Source organism: Kosakonia sacchari SP1, assembly GCF_000300455.3.
GTDB lineage: Bacteria > Pseudomonadota > Gammaproteobacteria > Enterobacterales > Enterobacteriaceae > Kosakonia > Kosakonia sacchari.
The window spans coordinates 2,009,336-2,026,322 of record NZ_CP007215.2 but is presented as its reverse complement, the minus strand read 5'-3'; the positions used below and the strand labels follow the sequence as shown (position 1 = coordinate 2,026,322).

19 protein-coding genes are annotated in these 16,987 nt (G+C 53.5%); 7 read left to right on the top strand and 12 right to left on the bottom strand.

The features are described 5' to 3' along the window. Positions 1–32 precede the first annotated feature (32 nt). Both dadX and C813_RS32650 read right to left on the bottom strand, forming a co-directional pair. On the bottom strand, positions 33–1,103 hold the full coding sequence (gene dadX / locus C813_RS32655; RefSeq protein WP_017457002.1) for a catabolic alanine racemase DadX: 1,071 nt from the start codon (positions 1,101–1,103) through the stop codon (positions 33–35). 18 nt (positions 1,104–1,121) lie between these two features. Continuing rightward, complete coding sequence (locus C813_RS32650; RefSeq protein WP_342027624.1) at positions 1,122–2,462, bottom strand: D-amino acid dehydrogenase; 1,341 nt, start codon at positions 2,460–2,462, stop codon at positions 1,122–1,124. 277 nt (positions 2,463–2,739) lie between these two features. On the opposite strand from C813_RS32650, the gene C813_RS32645 reads away from it, so the two are divergent. Beyond that, complete coding sequence (locus C813_RS32645) at positions 2,740–4,272, top strand: SpoVR family protein (protein WP_017457000.1); 1,533 nt, start codon at positions 2,740–2,742, stop codon at positions 4,270–4,272. 33 nt (positions 4,273–4,305) lie between these two features. On the opposite strand, the gene fadR is transcribed toward C813_RS32645, so the two are convergent. After that, on the bottom strand, positions 4,306–5,025 hold the full coding sequence (gene fadR, locus C813_RS32640; RefSeq protein ID WP_017456999.1) for a fatty acid metabolism transcriptional regulator FadR: 720 nt from the start codon (positions 5,023–5,025) through the stop codon (positions 4,306–4,308). A gap of 332 nt (positions 5,026–5,357) precedes the next feature. On the opposite strand from fadR, the gene dsbB reads away from it, so the two are divergent. Both dsbB and C813_RS32630 read left to right on the top strand, forming a co-directional pair. Beyond that, positions 5,358–5,888 (top strand): disulfide bond formation protein DsbB, encoded by a 531-nt coding sequence (dsbB, locus tag C813_RS32635; RefSeq protein ID WP_017456997.1) that lies wholly within the window; start codon positions 5,358–5,360, stop codon positions 5,886–5,888. A 93-nt stretch (positions 5,889–5,981) separates the two neighbouring features. Continuing rightward, positions 5,982–6,281: a hypothetical protein gene (locus C813_RS32630; RefSeq protein ID WP_017456996.1), complete on the top strand. Its 300-nt coding sequence runs from the start codon at positions 5,982–5,984 to the stop codon at positions 6,279–6,281. Here C813_RS32630 and C813_RS32625 read toward each other — a convergent pair. The 3 genes from C813_RS32625 to C813_RS32615 form a co-directional block, all read right to left on the bottom strand. Next, on the bottom strand, positions 6,256–6,702 hold the full coding sequence (locus tag C813_RS32625) for a YcgN family cysteine cluster protein (protein WP_017456995.1): 447 nt from the start codon (positions 6,700–6,702) through the stop codon (positions 6,256–6,258). The genes C813_RS32630 and C813_RS32625 overlap by 26 nt on opposite strands. Before the next feature lie 92 nt (positions 6,703–6,794). After that, positions 6,795–7,454, bottom strand: coding sequence for a fumarylacetoacetate hydrolase family protein (locus C813_RS32620; RefSeq protein WP_017456994.1), 660 nt, complete (start codon positions 7,452–7,454; stop codon positions 6,795–6,797). A 146-nt stretch (positions 7,455–7,600) separates the two neighbouring features. Further along, on the bottom strand, positions 7,601–7,876 hold the full coding sequence (locus tag C813_RS32615; protein WP_017456993.1) for a YcgL domain-containing protein: 276 nt from the start codon (positions 7,874–7,876) through the stop codon (positions 7,601–7,603). Between the two features lie 122 nt (positions 7,877–7,998). Here C813_RS32615 and minC point away from each other — a divergent pair, with 122 nt between their 5' ends. From minC to minE, 3 genes are read left to right on the top strand one after another with little or no spacing between them, the layout of a single operon-like run. Next, positions 7,999–8,691, top strand: a complete 693-nt coding sequence (gene minC / locus C813_RS32610; RefSeq protein ID WP_017456992.1) for a septum site-determining protein MinC — start codon at positions 7,999–8,001, stop codon at positions 8,689–8,691. A 22-nt stretch (positions 8,692–8,713) separates the two neighbouring features. Further along, on the top strand, positions 8,714–9,526 hold the full coding sequence (minD, locus tag C813_RS32605) for a septum site-determining protein MinD (RefSeq protein WP_017456991.1): 813 nt from the start codon (positions 8,714–8,716) through the stop codon (positions 9,524–9,526). A 3-nt stretch (positions 9,527–9,529) separates the two neighbouring features. After that, positions 9,530–9,796, top strand: a complete 267-nt coding sequence (gene minE / locus C813_RS32600) for a cell division topological specificity factor MinE (RefSeq protein ID WP_017456990.1) — start codon at positions 9,530–9,532, stop codon at positions 9,794–9,796. A 90-nt stretch (positions 9,797–9,886) separates the two neighbouring features. Here the strand turns inward: minE and rnd are convergent, their stop codons facing one another. From rnd to C813_RS32575, 5 genes are all read right to left on the bottom strand, one after another. Further along, a complete protein-coding gene (rnd, locus tag C813_RS32595; protein ID WP_017456989.1) occupies positions 9,887–11,014 on the bottom strand; it encodes a ribonuclease D in 1,128 nt (375 codons plus the stop codon). Between the two features lie 71 nt (positions 11,015–11,085). Continuing rightward, positions 11,086–12,771, bottom strand: coding sequence for a long-chain-fatty-acid--CoA ligase FadD (gene fadD, locus C813_RS32590; protein WP_025263580.1), 1,686 nt, complete (start codon positions 12,769–12,771; stop codon positions 11,086–11,088). 206 nt (positions 12,772–12,977) lie between these two features. Next, positions 12,978–13,571 carry a Slp family lipoprotein gene (locus tag C813_RS32585; RefSeq protein ID WP_017456987.1) on the bottom strand — a complete coding sequence of 198 codons (594 nt, stop codon included), beginning with the start codon at positions 13,569–13,571 and terminating at the stop codon, positions 12,978–12,980. Between the two features lie 36 nt (positions 13,572–13,607). Beyond that, positions 13,608–14,303: a tRNA (adenosine(37)-N6)-threonylcarbamoyltransferase complex dimerization subunit type 1 TsaB gene (tsaB, locus tag C813_RS32580; RefSeq protein ID WP_017456986.1), complete on the bottom strand. Its 696-nt coding sequence runs from the start codon at positions 14,301–14,303 to the stop codon at positions 13,608–13,610. Between the two features lie 58 nt (positions 14,304–14,361). Continuing rightward, positions 14,362–16,272 carry an ATP-dependent DNA helicase gene (locus C813_RS32575; RefSeq protein WP_017456985.1) on the bottom strand — a complete coding sequence of 637 codons (1,911 nt, stop codon included), beginning with the start codon at positions 16,270–16,272 and terminating at the stop codon, positions 14,362–14,364. A gap of 113 nt (positions 16,273–16,385) precedes the next feature. On the opposite strand from C813_RS32575, the gene C813_RS32570 reads away from it, so the two are divergent. After that, positions 16,386–16,730, top strand: coding sequence for a RidA family protein (locus C813_RS32570; protein ID WP_017456984.1), 345 nt, complete (start codon positions 16,386–16,388; stop codon positions 16,728–16,730). On the opposite strand, the gene C813_RS32565 is transcribed toward C813_RS32570, so the two are convergent. Further along, positions 16,731–16,913: a YoaH family protein gene (locus C813_RS32565; RefSeq protein ID WP_017456983.1), complete on the bottom strand. Its 183-nt coding sequence runs from the start codon at positions 16,911–16,913 to the stop codon at positions 16,731–16,733. It lies immediately after the preceding gene. Between the last annotated feature and the right edge of the window lie 74 nt (positions 16,914–16,987).

Genomic DNA, 16,987 nt, shown 5'->3' with positions numbered 1-16,987 from the left:
AAGACGAGGCGGAATAACCGCCTCGCGTTAAGTTACACCGTCACAACAGGCACGCGCAGCGCCAGGGCGCACATCAATTCATACCCTACCGTTCCGGCCGCCGCCGCCACTTCATCGATTTTTATCTCATTACCCCATAGCTCAACCGGCGTACCGATGCCGGCCTGCGGGCACGGGGTTAAATCCACCGTCAGCATATCCATTGAGATCGCGCCAACAATGCCGGTACGAATGCCATCCACCAGCACTGGCGTGCCGGAAGGCGCGATGCGCGGGTAGCCGTCGGCATAACCGCAGGCGACAACACCAATCCGCTGCTCGGCCTGCGCGCGGTAACGACAACCGTAGCCCACCGTTTCACCGGCTTTCAGCGTCTGCACAGCAATAATCTCGCTGCTCAGCGTCATTACCGGGCGGATCCCGCTGTTGGCGACATCCTGCCACGCGCCCGATGGCGAAGCGCCATACAGCACCACGCCGGGGCGCACCCAGTCATAATGTGTTTCGGGATGCCATAACGTGGCGGCAGAGTTAGCCAGCGAGCGTGGCGCGTCAATGCCCTCCGCAGCCTGCTCAATGCGCGCCAGCGGCGTGGTGATACCGTCTGCCCGCTCCGCTTCAGCAAAATGGGACATCAGCGTCACGGTCGCCACGTTGGTTAGGGCAATGAGTTGCTGGTACACGGTATGAACACGTTCAGGCAGAAAGCCGAGACGGTTCATGCCACTGTTGATCTTCAGGTAAACGTCGAGCGGCGCTTGCAGGCGCGCGTCCTGCAAGGCCTTAATTTGCCAGTTGCTGTGCAGACTGGTCGTCAGGCGGTATTTATCAAACAGCGGTAGTTCATCGGCATGGAAAAAACCTTCCAGCATCAGAATCGGCCCTTTCCAGCCGCGTTCGCGTAGCAAAATGGCCTCTTCAAGATTGAGCATCGCGAAGCCATCCGTGCTATTGAGCGCGCGCCAGATACGATCCAGTCCGTGACCATAGGCGTTCGCCTTCACAACTGACCAGACTTTTGCGGCAGGTGCCGCGCGGCGCACAACCTGTAAATTATTGCTCAGCGCCGTTAAATCAAGCGTGGCGAGAACCGGACGAGACATTCCTATTCCTTCTTCGAATCAGTTATGAGCACCGTGTAAATGCTGCGCACGCATGGGGGTAAAGCCAGGCATATAGCGCGCCACGCTCAAATCATCGGCAGCAATCGCCGGGGTGCTGCCGGACATCAGGTCGCTTAACAACTGACCGGAACCGCAAGCCATCGTCCAGCCAAGGGTGCCGTGCCCGGTATTCAGCCACAGGTTTTTATACGGTGTGCGTCCGACAACTGGCGTGCCGTCTGGCGTCATGGGGCGCAGACCAGTCCAGAAGGTTGCTTGCTCGACAAATCCGCCACGCGGGAAGAGATCGCGTACCACCATCTCCAGCGTTTCGCGGCGTGGTTTCAGCAGTTCAGTATTAAAACCGACGATTTCCGCCATGCCGCCGACGCGGATACGCTGATCAAAGCGGGTAATGGCAATTTTGTAGGTTTCATCAAGGATCGTTGAAACCGGCGCGCCGTCTTCTTCGGCAATCGGGATCGTTAATGAATAACCTTTCAGCGGATACACCGGGATGTCGACGATATTTTTCAGTAAGCCGGTAGACCAGGAGCCAAACGCCATCACATACGCGTCGGCTTTGACCACCTCTTCACCGCACTTCACACCGTAGATGTTTTCGCCTTCGTACAGCAGGCGATCCACCGGCGTGTTAAAACGAAACTCCACGCCCGCCTGCGCCGCCATCTGCGCCAGTTGCTGGGTGAACAGCTGGCAGTCGCCGGTTTCATCATTTGGCAGACGCAAACCGCCGGTCAGTTTGTGTGCGACTTCAGCCAGCGCGGGTTCGACTTCCGCCAGCCGCGCAGACTCCAGCAGCTGATAAGGCACGCCGGCATCCTGTAATACGGCAATATCGCGCGTGGCGTTTTCATACTGCTCCGCAGTGCGAAAGAGCTGCAATGTGCCGCCTTGTCGCCCTTCATACTGAATGCCGGTAGTTTCGCGCAGCAGTTTCAGGCAATCACGGCTGTATTCCGCCAGACGCACCATGCGGCCTTTATTTTCCATATAGTGGCGCGTGTCGCAGTTGCGCAGCATCTGCCACATCCATTTAAGTTGTGATGAGGTGCCATCCAGGCTGATTGCAAGCGGCGCGTGGCGCTGGAACATCCATTTAATGGCTTTTAACGGCACACCAGGAGCCGCCCAGGGCGCGGCGTAACCTGGTGAGATCTGCCCGGCGTTACCGGCACTGGTTTCCTGCGCAGGGCCTGGCTGGCGATCAATCACCGTGACGTCATGCCCGGCCTGGCGTAAGTACCAGGCACTGGTGACACCCACCACGCCACTTCCTAATACAACAACTCGCATATCCCTCTCCTGTGAGTAAAGCACGATCATCTGATTACAAATTGATAACCCAGATGAAAATATTATTCAACATATGGCTTTTTTATGGTGAGCTTCCTCACAGCTTCGCCGTATGACAAGGGTTTCTGTTATTTAGCATCTCCTGCTGCGCGACTTTTCGCCGCAGCATAATATTTCGAAACAATTGTTATTTACGCCGTTGATATGATGAAAAATCGCGAAGAAAAATTTATGGCTTAAGTACAGATTTAATTGCGTGTTCTATGCTTGAAATGAGACGCTCCATACAGAGAGTGTCGTTAACAACGAGGGCGCGCTAATGGCTACGATTGACTCAATGAATAAGGATTCTATTCGTCTGAGCGATGGACCCGACTGGACTTTCGAACTGCTGGATGATTACCTGGCGGAGATTGACCGGGTGGCGAAACTTTATCGGCTGGATACCTATCCGCACCAAATCGAAGTGATCACCTCAGAACAGATGATGGACGCTTACTCCAGCGTCGGTATGCCGATCAATTACCCTCACTGGTCGTTCGGGAAGAAATTTATCGAAACCGAGCGGCTTTATAAGCATGGGCAACAGGGGCTGGCCTACGAGATAGTCATCAACTCTAATCCCTGCATCGCTTATCTGATGGAAGAGAATACCATTACCATGCAGGCGCTGGTGATGGCGCACGCCTGTTATGGTCATAATTCTTTCTTTAAAAACAACTATTTATTCCGCAGCTGGACCGATGCCAGTTCGATTGTCGACTACCTGATTTTCGCGCGTAAATACATCACCGATTGTGAAGAGCGCTACGGTGTGGACGAAGTGGAAAAGTTACTCGACTCATGCCATGCGCTGATGAACTACGGCGTGGATCGTTATAAACGACCGCAGAAAATCTCGTTGCAGGAGGAGAAAGCACGGCAGAAAAGTCGTGAAGAGTATCTGCAAAGCCAGGTGAATATGCTGTGGCGCACGCTGCCAAAACGCGAAGAAGAAATAACCATCGCGCAGGCGCGTCGCTACCCGGCGGAGCCGCAGGAAAACTTGCTCTACTTTATGGAAAAAAACGCGCCGTTACTGGAGTCGTGGCAACGCGAGATCCTGCGCATTGTGCGTAAAGTGAGCCAGTATTTCTACCCGCAAAAACAGACGCAGGTGATGAACGAAGGCTGGGCGACATTCTGGCACTACACCATCCTTAACCATCTGTATGACGAAGGTAAAGTGACCGACCGCTTTATGCTGGAATTTTTGCACAGCCATACCAATGTGGTGTTCCAGCCGCCTTATAACAGCCCCTGGTACAGCGGCATTAACCCGTATGCGCTGGGCTTTGCGATGTTCCAGGATATTAAGCGTATTTGCCAGTCGCCAACGGATGAAGATCGCTACTGGTTCCCGGACATTGCCGGTTCGGACTGGCTGGAAACGCTGCACTTCGCGATGCGCGATTTCAAAGATGAAAGCTTTATCAGCCAGTTTATGTCGCCGAAGATCATGCGTGATTTCCGCTTCTTTACCGTGCTGGATGATGACCGTAACAATTATCTTGAGATCGCCGCTATCCATAATGAAGAGGGTTACCGGGAGATCCGCTCGAAACTGTCGTCACAATATAATCTCAGTAATCTTGAGCCCAACATCCAGGTGTGGAATGTGGATCTGCGCGGCGACCGTTCGCTGACGCTGCGCTATATTCCACACAACCGCGCGCCGCTTGATAAGGGTCGCCGCGAGGTGCTGAAACATGTGCACCGTTTGTGGGGTTTCGATGTGTTGCTGGAGCAGCAAAACGAAGATGGCAGTGTCGAGTTACTGGAACGCTGTCCGTCACGTCCCAACACCCTGTAATGAAAAACCCCTCGACAGAGGGGTTTTCTTTGCTTATCGGCTTTGTAAGGCTAAATCGCCCGGCATTGTTTTCTGCATCCGATGCCAGATCTCACCACTATCATGACCATAGCGGCGCACGACTTCGTAGACTTTGTCATGCTGCGCCTCTTCACACACCTGCGCCAGCTGGTGGTAGAAGCCAAGCGCCAGGCTGCGGGCTTCCGGGCTTGAGAAATAGTGGCGACCAATTCGTGTATATAACCCTTTCATACCATTAAGGATCAAACCATAAATTGGGTTACCGGATGCAAAGGCCAGACCGCGGAAAATGTTGTAATCCAGGTCAGCGAAGGCATCGGCATGATCTTCAACTTCACGCGCGCTGGCCAGTACTTTCAGCGCGTCTTCCGGATGCTGACGAAACGCAGTGCGAATAAAAATCGTGGAAATGTTGGTACGCACCGAAAGCAGGTTATCAATCAGTTGCGGAACACTCTCGTGATCCAGACGCGCCAGCGTTTCCAGAATATTCAGCCCGGAGGTTTCCCAGAAGTTGTTCACTTTTGTCGGTTTGCCGTGCTGAATTGTCAGCCAGCCATCACGGGCGAGGCGCTGTAAAACTTCACGCAATGTGGTACGAGTGACGCCAATCAGTTCAGAGAGTTCGCGTTCAGCCGGAAGAATCGACCCCGGAGGGAAGCGACTATTCCAGATACTTTCAATGATGTACTCTTCCGCGAAACCCGCCGGGCTCTGCGCCTTAATGACCATAGAGAGATTTCCATTACACAGCTAAGCAAAGGACACTCATCATACCAGACCGCACCCGGTGCAGGTAGCGTACCTCATGAAGAAAAAAGGGGATCGAGGATCCATTTTGGTGATTTAACAACGCTTATCCGTAAAAGCAGCAGGGCTTTCATCTGAAATTTTTGCGCCGCAGCGCGCAGGATATTTTGTTGTGGAAATAGCAGCATTTTGTTGCCGGGTTTGACTTTCCGCATGATAAACATTCGATTACGCATTATTTTTTTGCCCGCTAGTGGCCTGCGCAATGATTTCGTTTACACTGCGTTGTCTACGCATCTCCCAGGGAAATGATTATGTTGCGATATTTAAACGGGTGTTCACATGGGCGCGGCGCCTGGATTTTGATGGCGCTAACAGCGTTTGCGCTGGAAATGGTCGCATTGTGGTTCCAGCATGTCATGCTGCTTAAACCTTGCGTCCTGTGTATTTATGAACGTAGTGCGCTTTTTGGCGTAATGGGCGCGGGTATTGTCGGGGCCATTGCGCCGAAAACACCATTACGTTATGTCGCTCTGGCTATCTGGATCTACAGCGCGTGGCGCGGCATCCAGCTGGCCTGGGAACATACCATGATCCAGTTACATCCTTCGCCGTTTATGACCTGCGATTTTGCCGCTCGTTTTCCCAGCTGGCTGCCGCTGGATAAGTGGCTGCCGCAGGTGTTTGTTGCTTCTGGCGACTGTGCCGAGCGCCAGTGGTCATTCCTGACGCTGGAAATGCCGCAATGGTTACTGGGTATTTTTGTCGCGTATCTGGTTGTTGCGCTGCTGGTGCTGATTGCCCAGCCGTTCAAACCGAAAAAACGCGACCTGTTTGGTCGCTAACAGAGCGCTCCTTCGGGAGCGTTTTTTTTGGCTGAATCCGGGTAAAGGCAACATTCGTAAAGTTGAATACCGGCAGGGAAAGGGACGATTCGGATGGCTGGCGTTATTGCACTCGTTTACTTCGCATCAGGGACGGTCTTTTTTACGCAGAAGATTAGGCTGTTCGCCTTTGTCTCTGCTTTTATTCTCTACATGGCCCTGCATATTGCTGCCGCAAGTGCGCTTCTTACCGGGCTGTTGCTCGCCTGTCTGCTCAGCACTTTCGTCATCTTGCTGCCCCTAAAGCGCCCCCGCGACAAGAAAGCTGTTCTTCACTTTTCCCTGCCCTGCTGGTTACTGATTGTCTCGGTTATTTATGACGTTTTTGTTAGTCAGCCCACTCCGGCTTATTAAGAATATGCTCCTGCCAGTCGCGAACTTCTGATTCTTTCACCGCAATGTGGCGCACCGAAATACGCTCCGCGTGCATGGCGGCTTTTGAGCCTGTGCGTAGCGGGTGCCACAGCGGCAACGCCTTTCCTTCCGCCAGCAGGCGATAAGCACAGCTTGGCGGCAGCCATTCGAAAGTGGGGAGATTTTCACGTGTCAGCTTGATGCAGTCCGGCTCATACTCGAAGCGGCGTTCATAGTTGCGGCACTGGCAGGTTTTAATGTTTAACTGACGACAGGCGACGTTGGTGAAATAGATTTCATCAGTGTCTTCATCCATCAACTTATGCAGGCAGCACTGTCCACAGCCGTCACACAGCGACTCCCACTCCGCGTCCGTCATTTGGTCGAGGGTTTTGCTTTGCCAGAAAGGAGTGTCGCTCATGATGAAATCCGCCGTTGAAATCCAGGGTGCACCTTATAACCAGTCTGGCATGCGGATGCAAGTTTTGCCGCCAGGAAAGGCGGCAAATTGCTTTAAAGTACGCGGGTCGTTAATGAAAGCCCGTCAAAACTGACTTCCAGCTCATCACCACTGTTCAACGGCCCTACCCCTTCTGGCGTGCCGGTCAGAATGACATCGCCAGCTTTTAAGGTGAAGAAGCGGCTCATATAAGCAATCAGCGGAATAATTTTATGGATCATATCCGCCGTGGTGCCCTGCTGGCGCATTTCACCGTTGATTTTCAGCCCAAGCGTGGTGTTTTGCGGATCGCTCTGGAATTCCGCTGCCGGGATAAACCCCGAGATCGGACAGGAATTATCAAATCCTTTCGCTTTTTCCCATGGCTGCCCGGCTTTTTTCATTTTGCCTTGCAGATCGCGCAGCGTCAGATCGAGCGCGACACCATAGCCGGCAATGGCTTTTTTCACATGCTCTTCCGTCGCCTGACGCAGCGTTGCGTCAATCAGCACCGCCAGTTCAATTTCATGGTGAACCGAACCAAAATCCTGCGGCAGCGCCAGCGGCTGGCGAATATCGCACAGCGCAGTTTCGGGTTTGATAAACAGTACCGGCTCTTCCGGGGTAGCGCTCCCCATCTCTTTAATATGTTTCGCATAGTTGCTGCCAACGCAAACCACTTTACTCACCGGGAAATCCAGCAGAGCGCCCTGCCAGTTATGATGTTGATACATGGTGTACGACCTCCGGTAACACATTGAACATGAGCGAAAAATGACTATCCGCGCCACCCGGCGGTTTGTCAAATGCCAATATGTTACGGCGATACAAAAGCCATAAATAAGAAAAGGCGGAGCGTTCCGCCGTTATTGCCGCAGGATTATTCTTTACCCTGGTCGGCGAGATGCTGCTTCAATAAATTTTCTTGCGGCGGAGGAAGTTGCAAATAATAGCCCTGCGAAATTAACGCCTCTTTTACTTTTTCTAAATCTGCACCGACTAATTTTTTACGTCCATCAAGCGGCAAAATCATTGCAAGCTCTGGCTGACCGAAACTTTGCATTAATGCTTCCGGCACGCGGGAAAAATCGTCTCTTTTTTCGACGTACAGATAAGTCTGATCGCGTCGGGCACTTCGGTAGATCACACAAAACATACTTTTACTCGGAATTATCGGGAGGTTACTTGCCTGAAAATAATAGTGACTATAACATGCCTGATAGTCTTCGTAATATCACTCAAGATGCGGGTGATAATAGCAAAATGAGTAAGGTCAGGATGTCAAATACGCCCATCGAGCTAAAAGGCAGTAGTTTTACCTTATCAGTGGTTCATTTGCATGATGCAAAACCCGAGGTTATTCGTCAGGCGTTAGAAGACAAAATCGCTCAGGCTCCCGCTTTTTTGCTGCACGCTCCTATCGTTGTCAATGTTTCCGCGCTGGAAGGCGCTGTTAACTGGCCCGCGCTGTTGCAGGCTATCACCACAACAGATTTACATGTGGTTGGCATCAGCGGTTGCAAAGATCCAGAACTGAAGGCTGAAGTTGAACGCGCGGGTCTTCCGTTACTGACGGAAGGGAAAGAGAAAGCACCGCGTAAAGAGCGCGCGCCTGAACCGACGCCGGTTGCGGCGCCGGTCACAAAAACACGCTTAATTGACGCGCCGGTGCGTTCCGGCCAGCGCATTTATGCGCCAAATTGTGATTTGATTGTCACCAGCCATGTTAGCGCAGGCGCGGAGCTTATCGCCGATGGCAACATTCATGTCTATGGCATGATGCGTGGTCGGGCGCTGGCTGGTGCCAGTGGCGATAAAGACGCCCAAATATTCTGTTCTCATCTCACGCCGGAGCTGGTCTCCATTGCGGGGGAATACTGGCTGAGCGATCAAATCCCGGCCGAATTTTATGGCAAAGCGGCGCGTTTGCAGTTGGCCAACGACGCTTTGACAATTCAACCCTTAAATTAAGCCCTTTTAACAAGGAACTCCTATGGCACGCATTATTGTTGTTACTTCGGGTAAAGGGGGCGTTGGCAAGACCACCTCCAGCGCGGCCATCGCTACTGGTTTAGCCCAGAAGGGCAAAAAGACCGTCGTTATCGATTTCGATATCGGCCTGCGTAATCTCGACCTGATTATGGGCTGCGAGCGCCGCGTGGTTTATGATTTCGTTAACGTTATTCAGGGCGATGCCACACTCAACCAGGCGTTAATCAAAGATAAACGCACTGAGAATCTCTACATTCTCCCGGCATCGCAAACGCGTGATAAAGACGCGCTGACCCGCGAAGGCGTCGATAAGGTGCTGGAAGACCTCAAGAAAATGGACTTCGATTTTATCGTCTGCGACTCCCCGGCAGGCATCGAGACAGGCGCATTGATGGCGCTCTACTTCGCTGATGAAGCGATTATTACCACCAACCCGGAAGTCTCTTCCGTGCGCGACTCTGACCGAATTCTCGGTATTCTGGCGTCGAAATCTCGCCGCGCGGAAAATGGCGAAGAGCCGATTAAAGAGCATCTGCTGCTCACCCGTTATAACCCGGGCCGCGTAAACCGTGGAGACATGCTCAGCATGGAAGATGTGCTGGAAATCCTGCGTATCAAACTGATTGGCGTGATTCCGGAAGATCAATCGGTGTTACGTGCGTCAAACCAGGGTGAGCCGGTTATTTTGGATACCAATGCTGACGCCGGCAAAGCTTATGCCGATGCCGTGGAGCGTCTGCTGGGAGAAGATCGCCCTTTCCGCTTCATTGAAGAAGAGAAGAAAGGTTTCCTCAAACGCCTGTTCGGAGGATAAGTTATGGCATTACTCGACTTTTTTCTCTCCAGAAAAAAGAACACCGCTAGCATTGCGAAAGAGCGTCTGCAGATTATTGTTGCAGAACGCCGCCGCAGCGATGCTGAACCGCATTATTTACCGCAACTGAAGCGGGACATTCTGGAAGTGATCTGCAAATATGTGCAAATCGATCCGGAAATGGTGTCGGTGCAACTGGAGCAAAAAGGGGATGATATTTCCATTCTGGAACTCAACGTCACCCTACCGGAAACCGAAGAGACAAAATAGATTCCCTCCCATGCAGGGATAAAAAAAGGCAGAATATTTTCTGCCTTTTTTATTTTATTTCCGCAAATAAGCTGTATTTATTTACAGTATTTAACGCGGGTATTCCGCAAGTAATATTTTCAGCTGATCGGCCATCAATTCCCCGCGCCAGCCGCTAATTAATTCCGGTGACGAATTTTGCGGTTTCAATTTCCAGTGCCAGTTGAGTAGTTGATTAATCTGCCGCCGTGATGCCAGCAGCTCAGCGCTAATGTTCTGGCTTTCGCTGATGGTCTGCACCAGCGCTTTGATAGCTTTAAACGCTTTACGATAACCCGGCATATCCATCAGGTTAAGCAGCGGCTCTGGCAGAGCCTCTTCCGGCAAGGCCTGCGCCTGCGCAACCAGCGCCAGCAGCGTTTTGCCATGGAAGCGGATTTCGCTCCCGGAAAGACCAATACTGTCCAGTTCGCCCATGCTGCCAGGCATGTAACGCGCCACTGCCCACAGATTCTCTTCACGCACCACAAAGTTGACGGCTAAATCGCGCTCACGCGCTTTGCGCAGGCGCCAGTCGGCAAGCAAACGCAGGCAGGCCAGCTGACGCGTACGCAATTGCCACGCGTTGGTAATTTCGCGCCACGCCTCTTCCGGGGCTAACACTTCCTGCCGGCGTTGCATCATCAGGCGACACTCATCCAGCGCGGCATCCAGCCTTCCTGCCAGATCGGTTTCCGCCAGCAATTTTCCGGCGATAGGCAGCAGATACCACACATCGGCGGCGGCGTAATCGCACTGGCGCTCGGTCAGCGGACGCGCCAGCCAGTCAGTGCGGGATTCGCTCTTATCAATCACCAGCCCGGTAAACTCTTCCACCATCGCAGCAAAACCCCACGACAGCGGGCGGCCGCAGAACGCGGCGAGGATCTGCGTGTCAATCATCGGCTGTGGCTGTACGCCAAACGCATTAAGGAACACTTCCAGATCTTCACTTCCCGCATGCAAATATTTGGTCACGGCGGTGTTGATGAGCAAATCGCGAAACGGCGTCCAGTCGGTGATGGCCAGCGGATCAATCAGCGCCACATGTTCACCGTCATACAGCTGGATCAACCCCAGTTGCGGATAATAGGTGCGGGTGCGGACAAATTCGGTGTCCAGGGCAATCGCTGGAAATGCACGGGCAGCTTCACATAACGCTGCCAGCGCATCGTTCGTCGTTATCATCTGGTAATTCACGTCATCTTCTCTTTAGTTGCGCCCATAAAAAACGCCGGCTTAACCGGCGTTAGGGGGGACTCACGCATAGCTCAGGCGTTATTGTCCACTTTGCCACGCGCTTCGTCACGCAATTCTCGCCTTAAAATCTTGCCAACGTTCGATTTTGGCAGTTCATTGCGAAATTCAACCAGCTTCGGCACTTTATATCCGGTCAGTTGACGGCGACAGAAAGCGATCAGCGCCTCTTCGCTCAGCGAGGCGTCCTTTTTCACCACGAAAATCTTCACCGCTTCGCCGCTGTTTTCTGACGGTACGCCAACAGCCGCCACTTCCTGCACGCCGGCATGTTGCATCACCACATCTTCGATTTCATTCGGATAGACATTAAAGCCGGAAACCAGAATCATATCTTTTTTGCGATCGACGATGCGCAGGAAGCCTTCGTCATCCATTACCGCAATATCGCCAGTATGCAGCCAGCCGTCGCGCAGGATCTCATCCGTGGCGTCCGGGCGCTGCCAGTATCCCAGCATAACCTGCGGCCCTTTCACGCACAACTCGCCCGGTTCGCCCGGCGAGACTTCATTGTTGTCGTCATCGACCAGTTTGGCTTCCGTTGAGGGAACCGGCAGGCCGATGCTGCCGCTGTGGTAGTCAATATCGTGCGGATTCACACTGACCAGCGGCGCACATTCGGTCAGACCGTAACCTTCCAGCAGATACTGCCCGGTTAATTTCACCCACCTTTCGGCAACCGCCTGCTGAACAGGCATCCCGCCGCCTGCGGAAAGGTGCAGCGAGGAGAAGTCAAGTTTGCGGAAATCTTCATTATTCAGCAACGCGTTGAACAGCGTGTTCACGCCGGTCATGGCCGTAAACGGATATTTACCAAGCTCTTTCACCAGCCCCGGAATATCGCGCGGGTTGGTGATCAACAAGTTTTGCCCGCCGAGCTCAATAAACAGCAGGCAGTTCATGGTCAGGGCGAAAATGTGGTACAGCGGCAACGCGGTCACCACCAGCTCTTTCCCGCGATGCAGTAGCGGCCCGTAAGTCGCGTTCACCTGTTCAAGGTTTGCCAGCATATTCCGGTGCGTCAGCATGGCCCCTTTTGCAACGCCAGTTGTGCCACCGGTGTATTGCAGGAAGGCGAGATCGTCGGCGACCACTTCCGGTTTGATGTACTGCATGCGATAGCCGGTTTGCAGCGCCCGGCGAAAGGAGATCGCATCCGGCAGATGATACTTAGGCACCAGCCGTTTTACGTATTTCACAACGAAGTTCACCAGCGTCCCTTTCGCCGGGGAAAGCTGGTCGCCCATGCGCGTTAAAATGACATGCCGCACCTGCGTTTTATCAACGATCTTTTCCAGCGTATGGGCGAAATTCGACACAATAACAATTGCGGCAGCCCCGCTGTCATTAAGCTGGTGTTCCAGTTCACGCGGCGTATAAAGCGGGTTGACGTTCACCACGATCATCCCGGCGCGCAAGATACCAAACAGCGCCACCGGGTATTGCAACAGGTTCGGCATCATCAGCGCAACGCGATCGCCTTTTTGCAGCCCCAGCCCCTGCTGTAAGTAAGCCGCAAACGCCCGGCTGCGCTCTTCAAGTTTACGGAACGTCATTACCTCGCCCATGTTGATAAACGCAGGCTGATCGGCATAACGCGCCGTGGAGTGTTCAAATAATTCAACCAGGGATTGATAACGGTCAGGATTGATCTCCGCCGGAACATCGGCGGGATACCGGTTTAGCCAAACCTTCTTCAATGCATCACCTCTAAAATGAGTATTCTTGGTCATCACAACCCCAGTTAATAAACAAGTCGTTAACATAATATTAACTCAGCGTACCAGTTTATTAATTAAGCGGATTGAAGGTTGCGAAGCGCGTCACTAATTATTTTTCTTATACAAAGCCCAATATAAAAAACAGCGGCTTAGCCGCTGTTTCGTTTTCCTGATAAAACAAGAAATTACTCTGTTACGACCGTCTCGACTCGCGCAGGTTCGGGTGGGAACCAGCCCCATCCGCCGTACCCACCGTGCCACGCGCGTGGGTGCGGCCCCGGCCCCCAGTACCACGGGTCGATAGGCTGCGGCGGCAACATCACCTGCTGGGTTAACCGCCAGCGTTTGTAACCTTCCGCCTGCATGACCATAAATTTATACGGTGCATTGCCAATTTTGCCGTCGGCCGTGCCGGTTATCGGGCCAACCACGGTCACCAGTTGATTGCGGAAATCGACAGGATCGAGAAAACCGTTCACGTCGGCAAAGATACGCCCGACGGAGGGTTCGCCTAAAATCGGACGCGCACCGCTGTCGAGCGGTACGGCAGCAATCTCAAGCCGGGTTTTCCCCTGCTGATTCTGGATATCAACGACTTTACCGCCGAAACGGGCTTCCTGGCCGACATACAGCGACGGCGCACTCATCACCCGCACTAAATCATCCTGCGGCGTGGGACTGGTTCCTTTAATCGCGTCAGGCACAGAAACACAACCGCTTAATACCGCGATCGCCAGCCCAGCCAGCAATCCGCGCACAACCTTTTTTTGACCCGCCATGATGCGACTCCTTACCCCAGTGGATACTACTGAGATTCATTCCCGGCCAGGAAGTTTCTTCCATGCCACTTCGTTACGCAAATAAACCGGCTCGGCATGTTCAACAGCGACGGTTTTCTGCGCAGCCAGTAGTTGTCGAGCGATGGGCAGCATATCTTCCGCGGCGGGCAATAAAATCTCGCCGTCGCGCAGGGTTGCCCTACTGTTGTTGCTCATCTCAGGCCATGCGGGCCAGCCAGTACCGACCATCGCCCACTCGCCATCCAGGTGTTGCAGACGTTCGGTTACGGCTTGCGGTTTTACTACTGCTTCCGTCTCTTCGCCGTGCCAGACGCCATTTTCATCGCGCTGATACTCTGCCCAATAGACTTCGCCCATTCGTGCGTCAATCGCTGCCAGTACGCGGGTCGCGCCCGTTTTGCGCCACGCGCCTTGCGCCATCGTCGCCAGCGTTGACACGCCAATCATCGGCAGTTCAGCGCCGAGCGCCAGCCCCTGCGCAATGCCAATGCCAATGCGCACGCCGGTAAAACTTCCCGGGCCACGACCAAAAGCCAGTGCGTCCAGCTGCGTCAGTTTAAGTTCAGCATCGCCAAGCACATCCCTGACCAGCGGCAGAATGCGTTGCGTGTGTTCACGTGGGCAAAGTTCGAAGTGTGCGAAGGTCGTTCCATCGTTCCATAAGGCGACAGAACAAGCTTCTGTGGCAGTATCAATAGCCAGAATGCGCATGGGTATAGCGGTCCATGAAAAACAAAATGGCGCGCATCTTACCACAGTCCGCAGAAAATTACTCCGCCGGGGGCGAGGCAAGGAATTCAACCGCGCGGCGAATATCACGGGTTCGCGGCGCAGGCGGCAGGCTGGCAAGAAACACCGCGCCGTACGGACGCATCACCAGACGATTATCGCAAATGACCAGCACGCCGCGATCGTCAATATCACGTATCAAGCGCCCGACGCCCTGTTTCAGGGTAATAACCGCATCCGGCAATTGAACTTCATCAAAGGGATCGCCCCCGCGCAGGCGGCAATCTTCCATCCGCGCTTTTAACAACGGATCTTCCGGGGATGTAAACGGCAGCTTATCAATAATGACCAGCGATAACGTATCGCCACGCACGTCTACCCCTTCCCAGAAGCTGCTGGTTGCCACCAGTAACGCATTACCGGCATTCACAAATTGCTGCAACAGTTGCCCTTTGCTGGTTTCTCCCTGCAGCAATACGGGCAGGGTCATGGTGGCGCGAAATTGCTCGGCGAGATCGCGCATCATGGCGTGCGAAGTACACAGCATAAAACAGCGGCCATTGTTGGCTTCGATCATCGGCCTGAGCATCGCCGCCAGCTGACGTGCAGCGCCTGGCTGATTGGTCTGCGGAAGATTGCGCGGTACACACAGCAAGGCCTGGCGTTCATAGTCAAAGGGGCTTGGCAGCAACAGCGATTGCGCCCCTTCAATGCCAAGCCGCGCGGTAAAATGGTGCAGATCGTCATTCACCGAAAGCGTTGCAGAAGTGAAAATCCAGCTACCCTTTTTCTGCGCCATCACCTCGGTAAACTTATCCGCTACGGTCAGCGGCGTTAACGCCAGCGTGAAGTTACGTGACGTGCATTCATACCAGTAGCTGTAACCTGGCTGGTTGATCTCTTTGAGTCGTTTCAGCCTCGCACGATATGTCGTCGCGCGTTCGAACGCGGCATCCAGCAGTGCAGAGCGGCCCAGCGACAGCTTCGCCACGTCGTAACAGAGTTCCAGCGCATCATCGAGCAGCAACAGCGCACGTTGAATATGCGCATCCGCCAGCAGCTCGCGCAGGTTACCGCGATAACCCGGCTCACCTAACTGCAGGCGAAAATCTTGTGTGCTTTGCGCCAGACGGTCGGCGCACTTCTGTAACTGTGCGGTATCTTTCAGTTCGGTGCGATAGGCGATGGTGAAATCTTTTGCGAGATCGAGAAGCTGGCGGCTGGAGAGTGACTGACCAAAATACTGGCTGGCGATATCAGGAAGCTGGTGCGCTTCGTCAAAGATCATCACTTCGGCTTCCGGGATCAGCTCACCGAAACCACTCTCTTTCACCACCATATCGGCAAGAAACAGATGGTGGTTGACCACCACCACATCGGCATCCATCGCTTTTTTGCGCGCTTTGACCACGAAACAGTCTTTGTACATCGGGCAGTCGCTGCCCAGACAGTTGTCGTTGGTGCTGGTCACCAGCGGCCACGCCTGAGAATCTTCCGCCACACTGACGCAGGTACTGATGTCACCATCGGTGGTTTGATTCGACCAGGAGCGTAGCAAAATTACATCGCTGAGGGTTTGTACAGGAAGATCGCCGCCTGCCAGCGCTTGCTGTTCGAGACGTTCAATACAGAGGTAGTTGGAGCGCCCTTTCAGCAACGCCGTGCGTCCGGTGAACTCAAGCGCTTTGGCGACGGTAGGTAAATCGCGGCTGTAAAGCTGATCCTGCAAGGCTTTCGAACCGGTGGAGATAATCACTTTTTTCCCGGCGCGCAGCGCAGGGGCAAGGTAGGCGTAGGTTTTACCAGTACCGGTGCCCGCTTCCACCACCAGCGGCTGCGTATTCTCAATCGCCTGTGTGACGGCTTGCGCCATCTGGCGCTGCGGTTCACGCGGTTTGAATCCCGCAATGGCTTTGGCTAACTGGCCGTCTGTTGCAAAATCGTCCGTCACACTACCCCCAGGTTAAATCGCCAGTGATTATGTCAGGGCGAGCGGATTTACGCCAGCCAGGTTTTTATGGCACTCTTGCCCGCGAATTCATGGCAAATAAGAAGGAACAGATAATGACAATTAAGCGTATTGATGCGGAAACCCGCTGGTCTGATGTGGTTATTCACAACCAGACGCTTTACTACACTGGCGTGCCGGAAAACCTCGATGCCGATGCGTTTGAACAGACGGCCAATACGCTGGCGCAAATAGATGCGGTTCTGCACAAGCAAGGCAGCGATAAAACGCAGATTCTTGATGCCACCATTTTTCTGGCCGATGACGGCGACTTCGCCGCCATGAATAAAGCGTGGGATGCCTGGGTTGTGGCGGGCCATGCACCGGTGCGCTGCACCGTGCAGGCAAAACTGATGAACCCGCGTTATAAAGTGGAAATCAAAATCATCGCCGCAGTCTAATTACTCGTCATCGTCATCTTCAAAGCGCGCCACAATCCGTTCGCCGGTATGGCTGGCGCGTAACTCTTCAGCAACCTGCGCAATCGCCTGCCCGCTGCTCATGCCACCGGACATTAATTCCTGAATACGCTCTACCGCTTTTTGCTGTTGCTCGTGGCTGAGGGAAGGTAAACCTGCAAACATTGTCAACTCCTGCTAAATTGTTGGCGCTAATTATTCCATGCGTCGGCGCGCTTCACCAGCGCAGACGCACATGA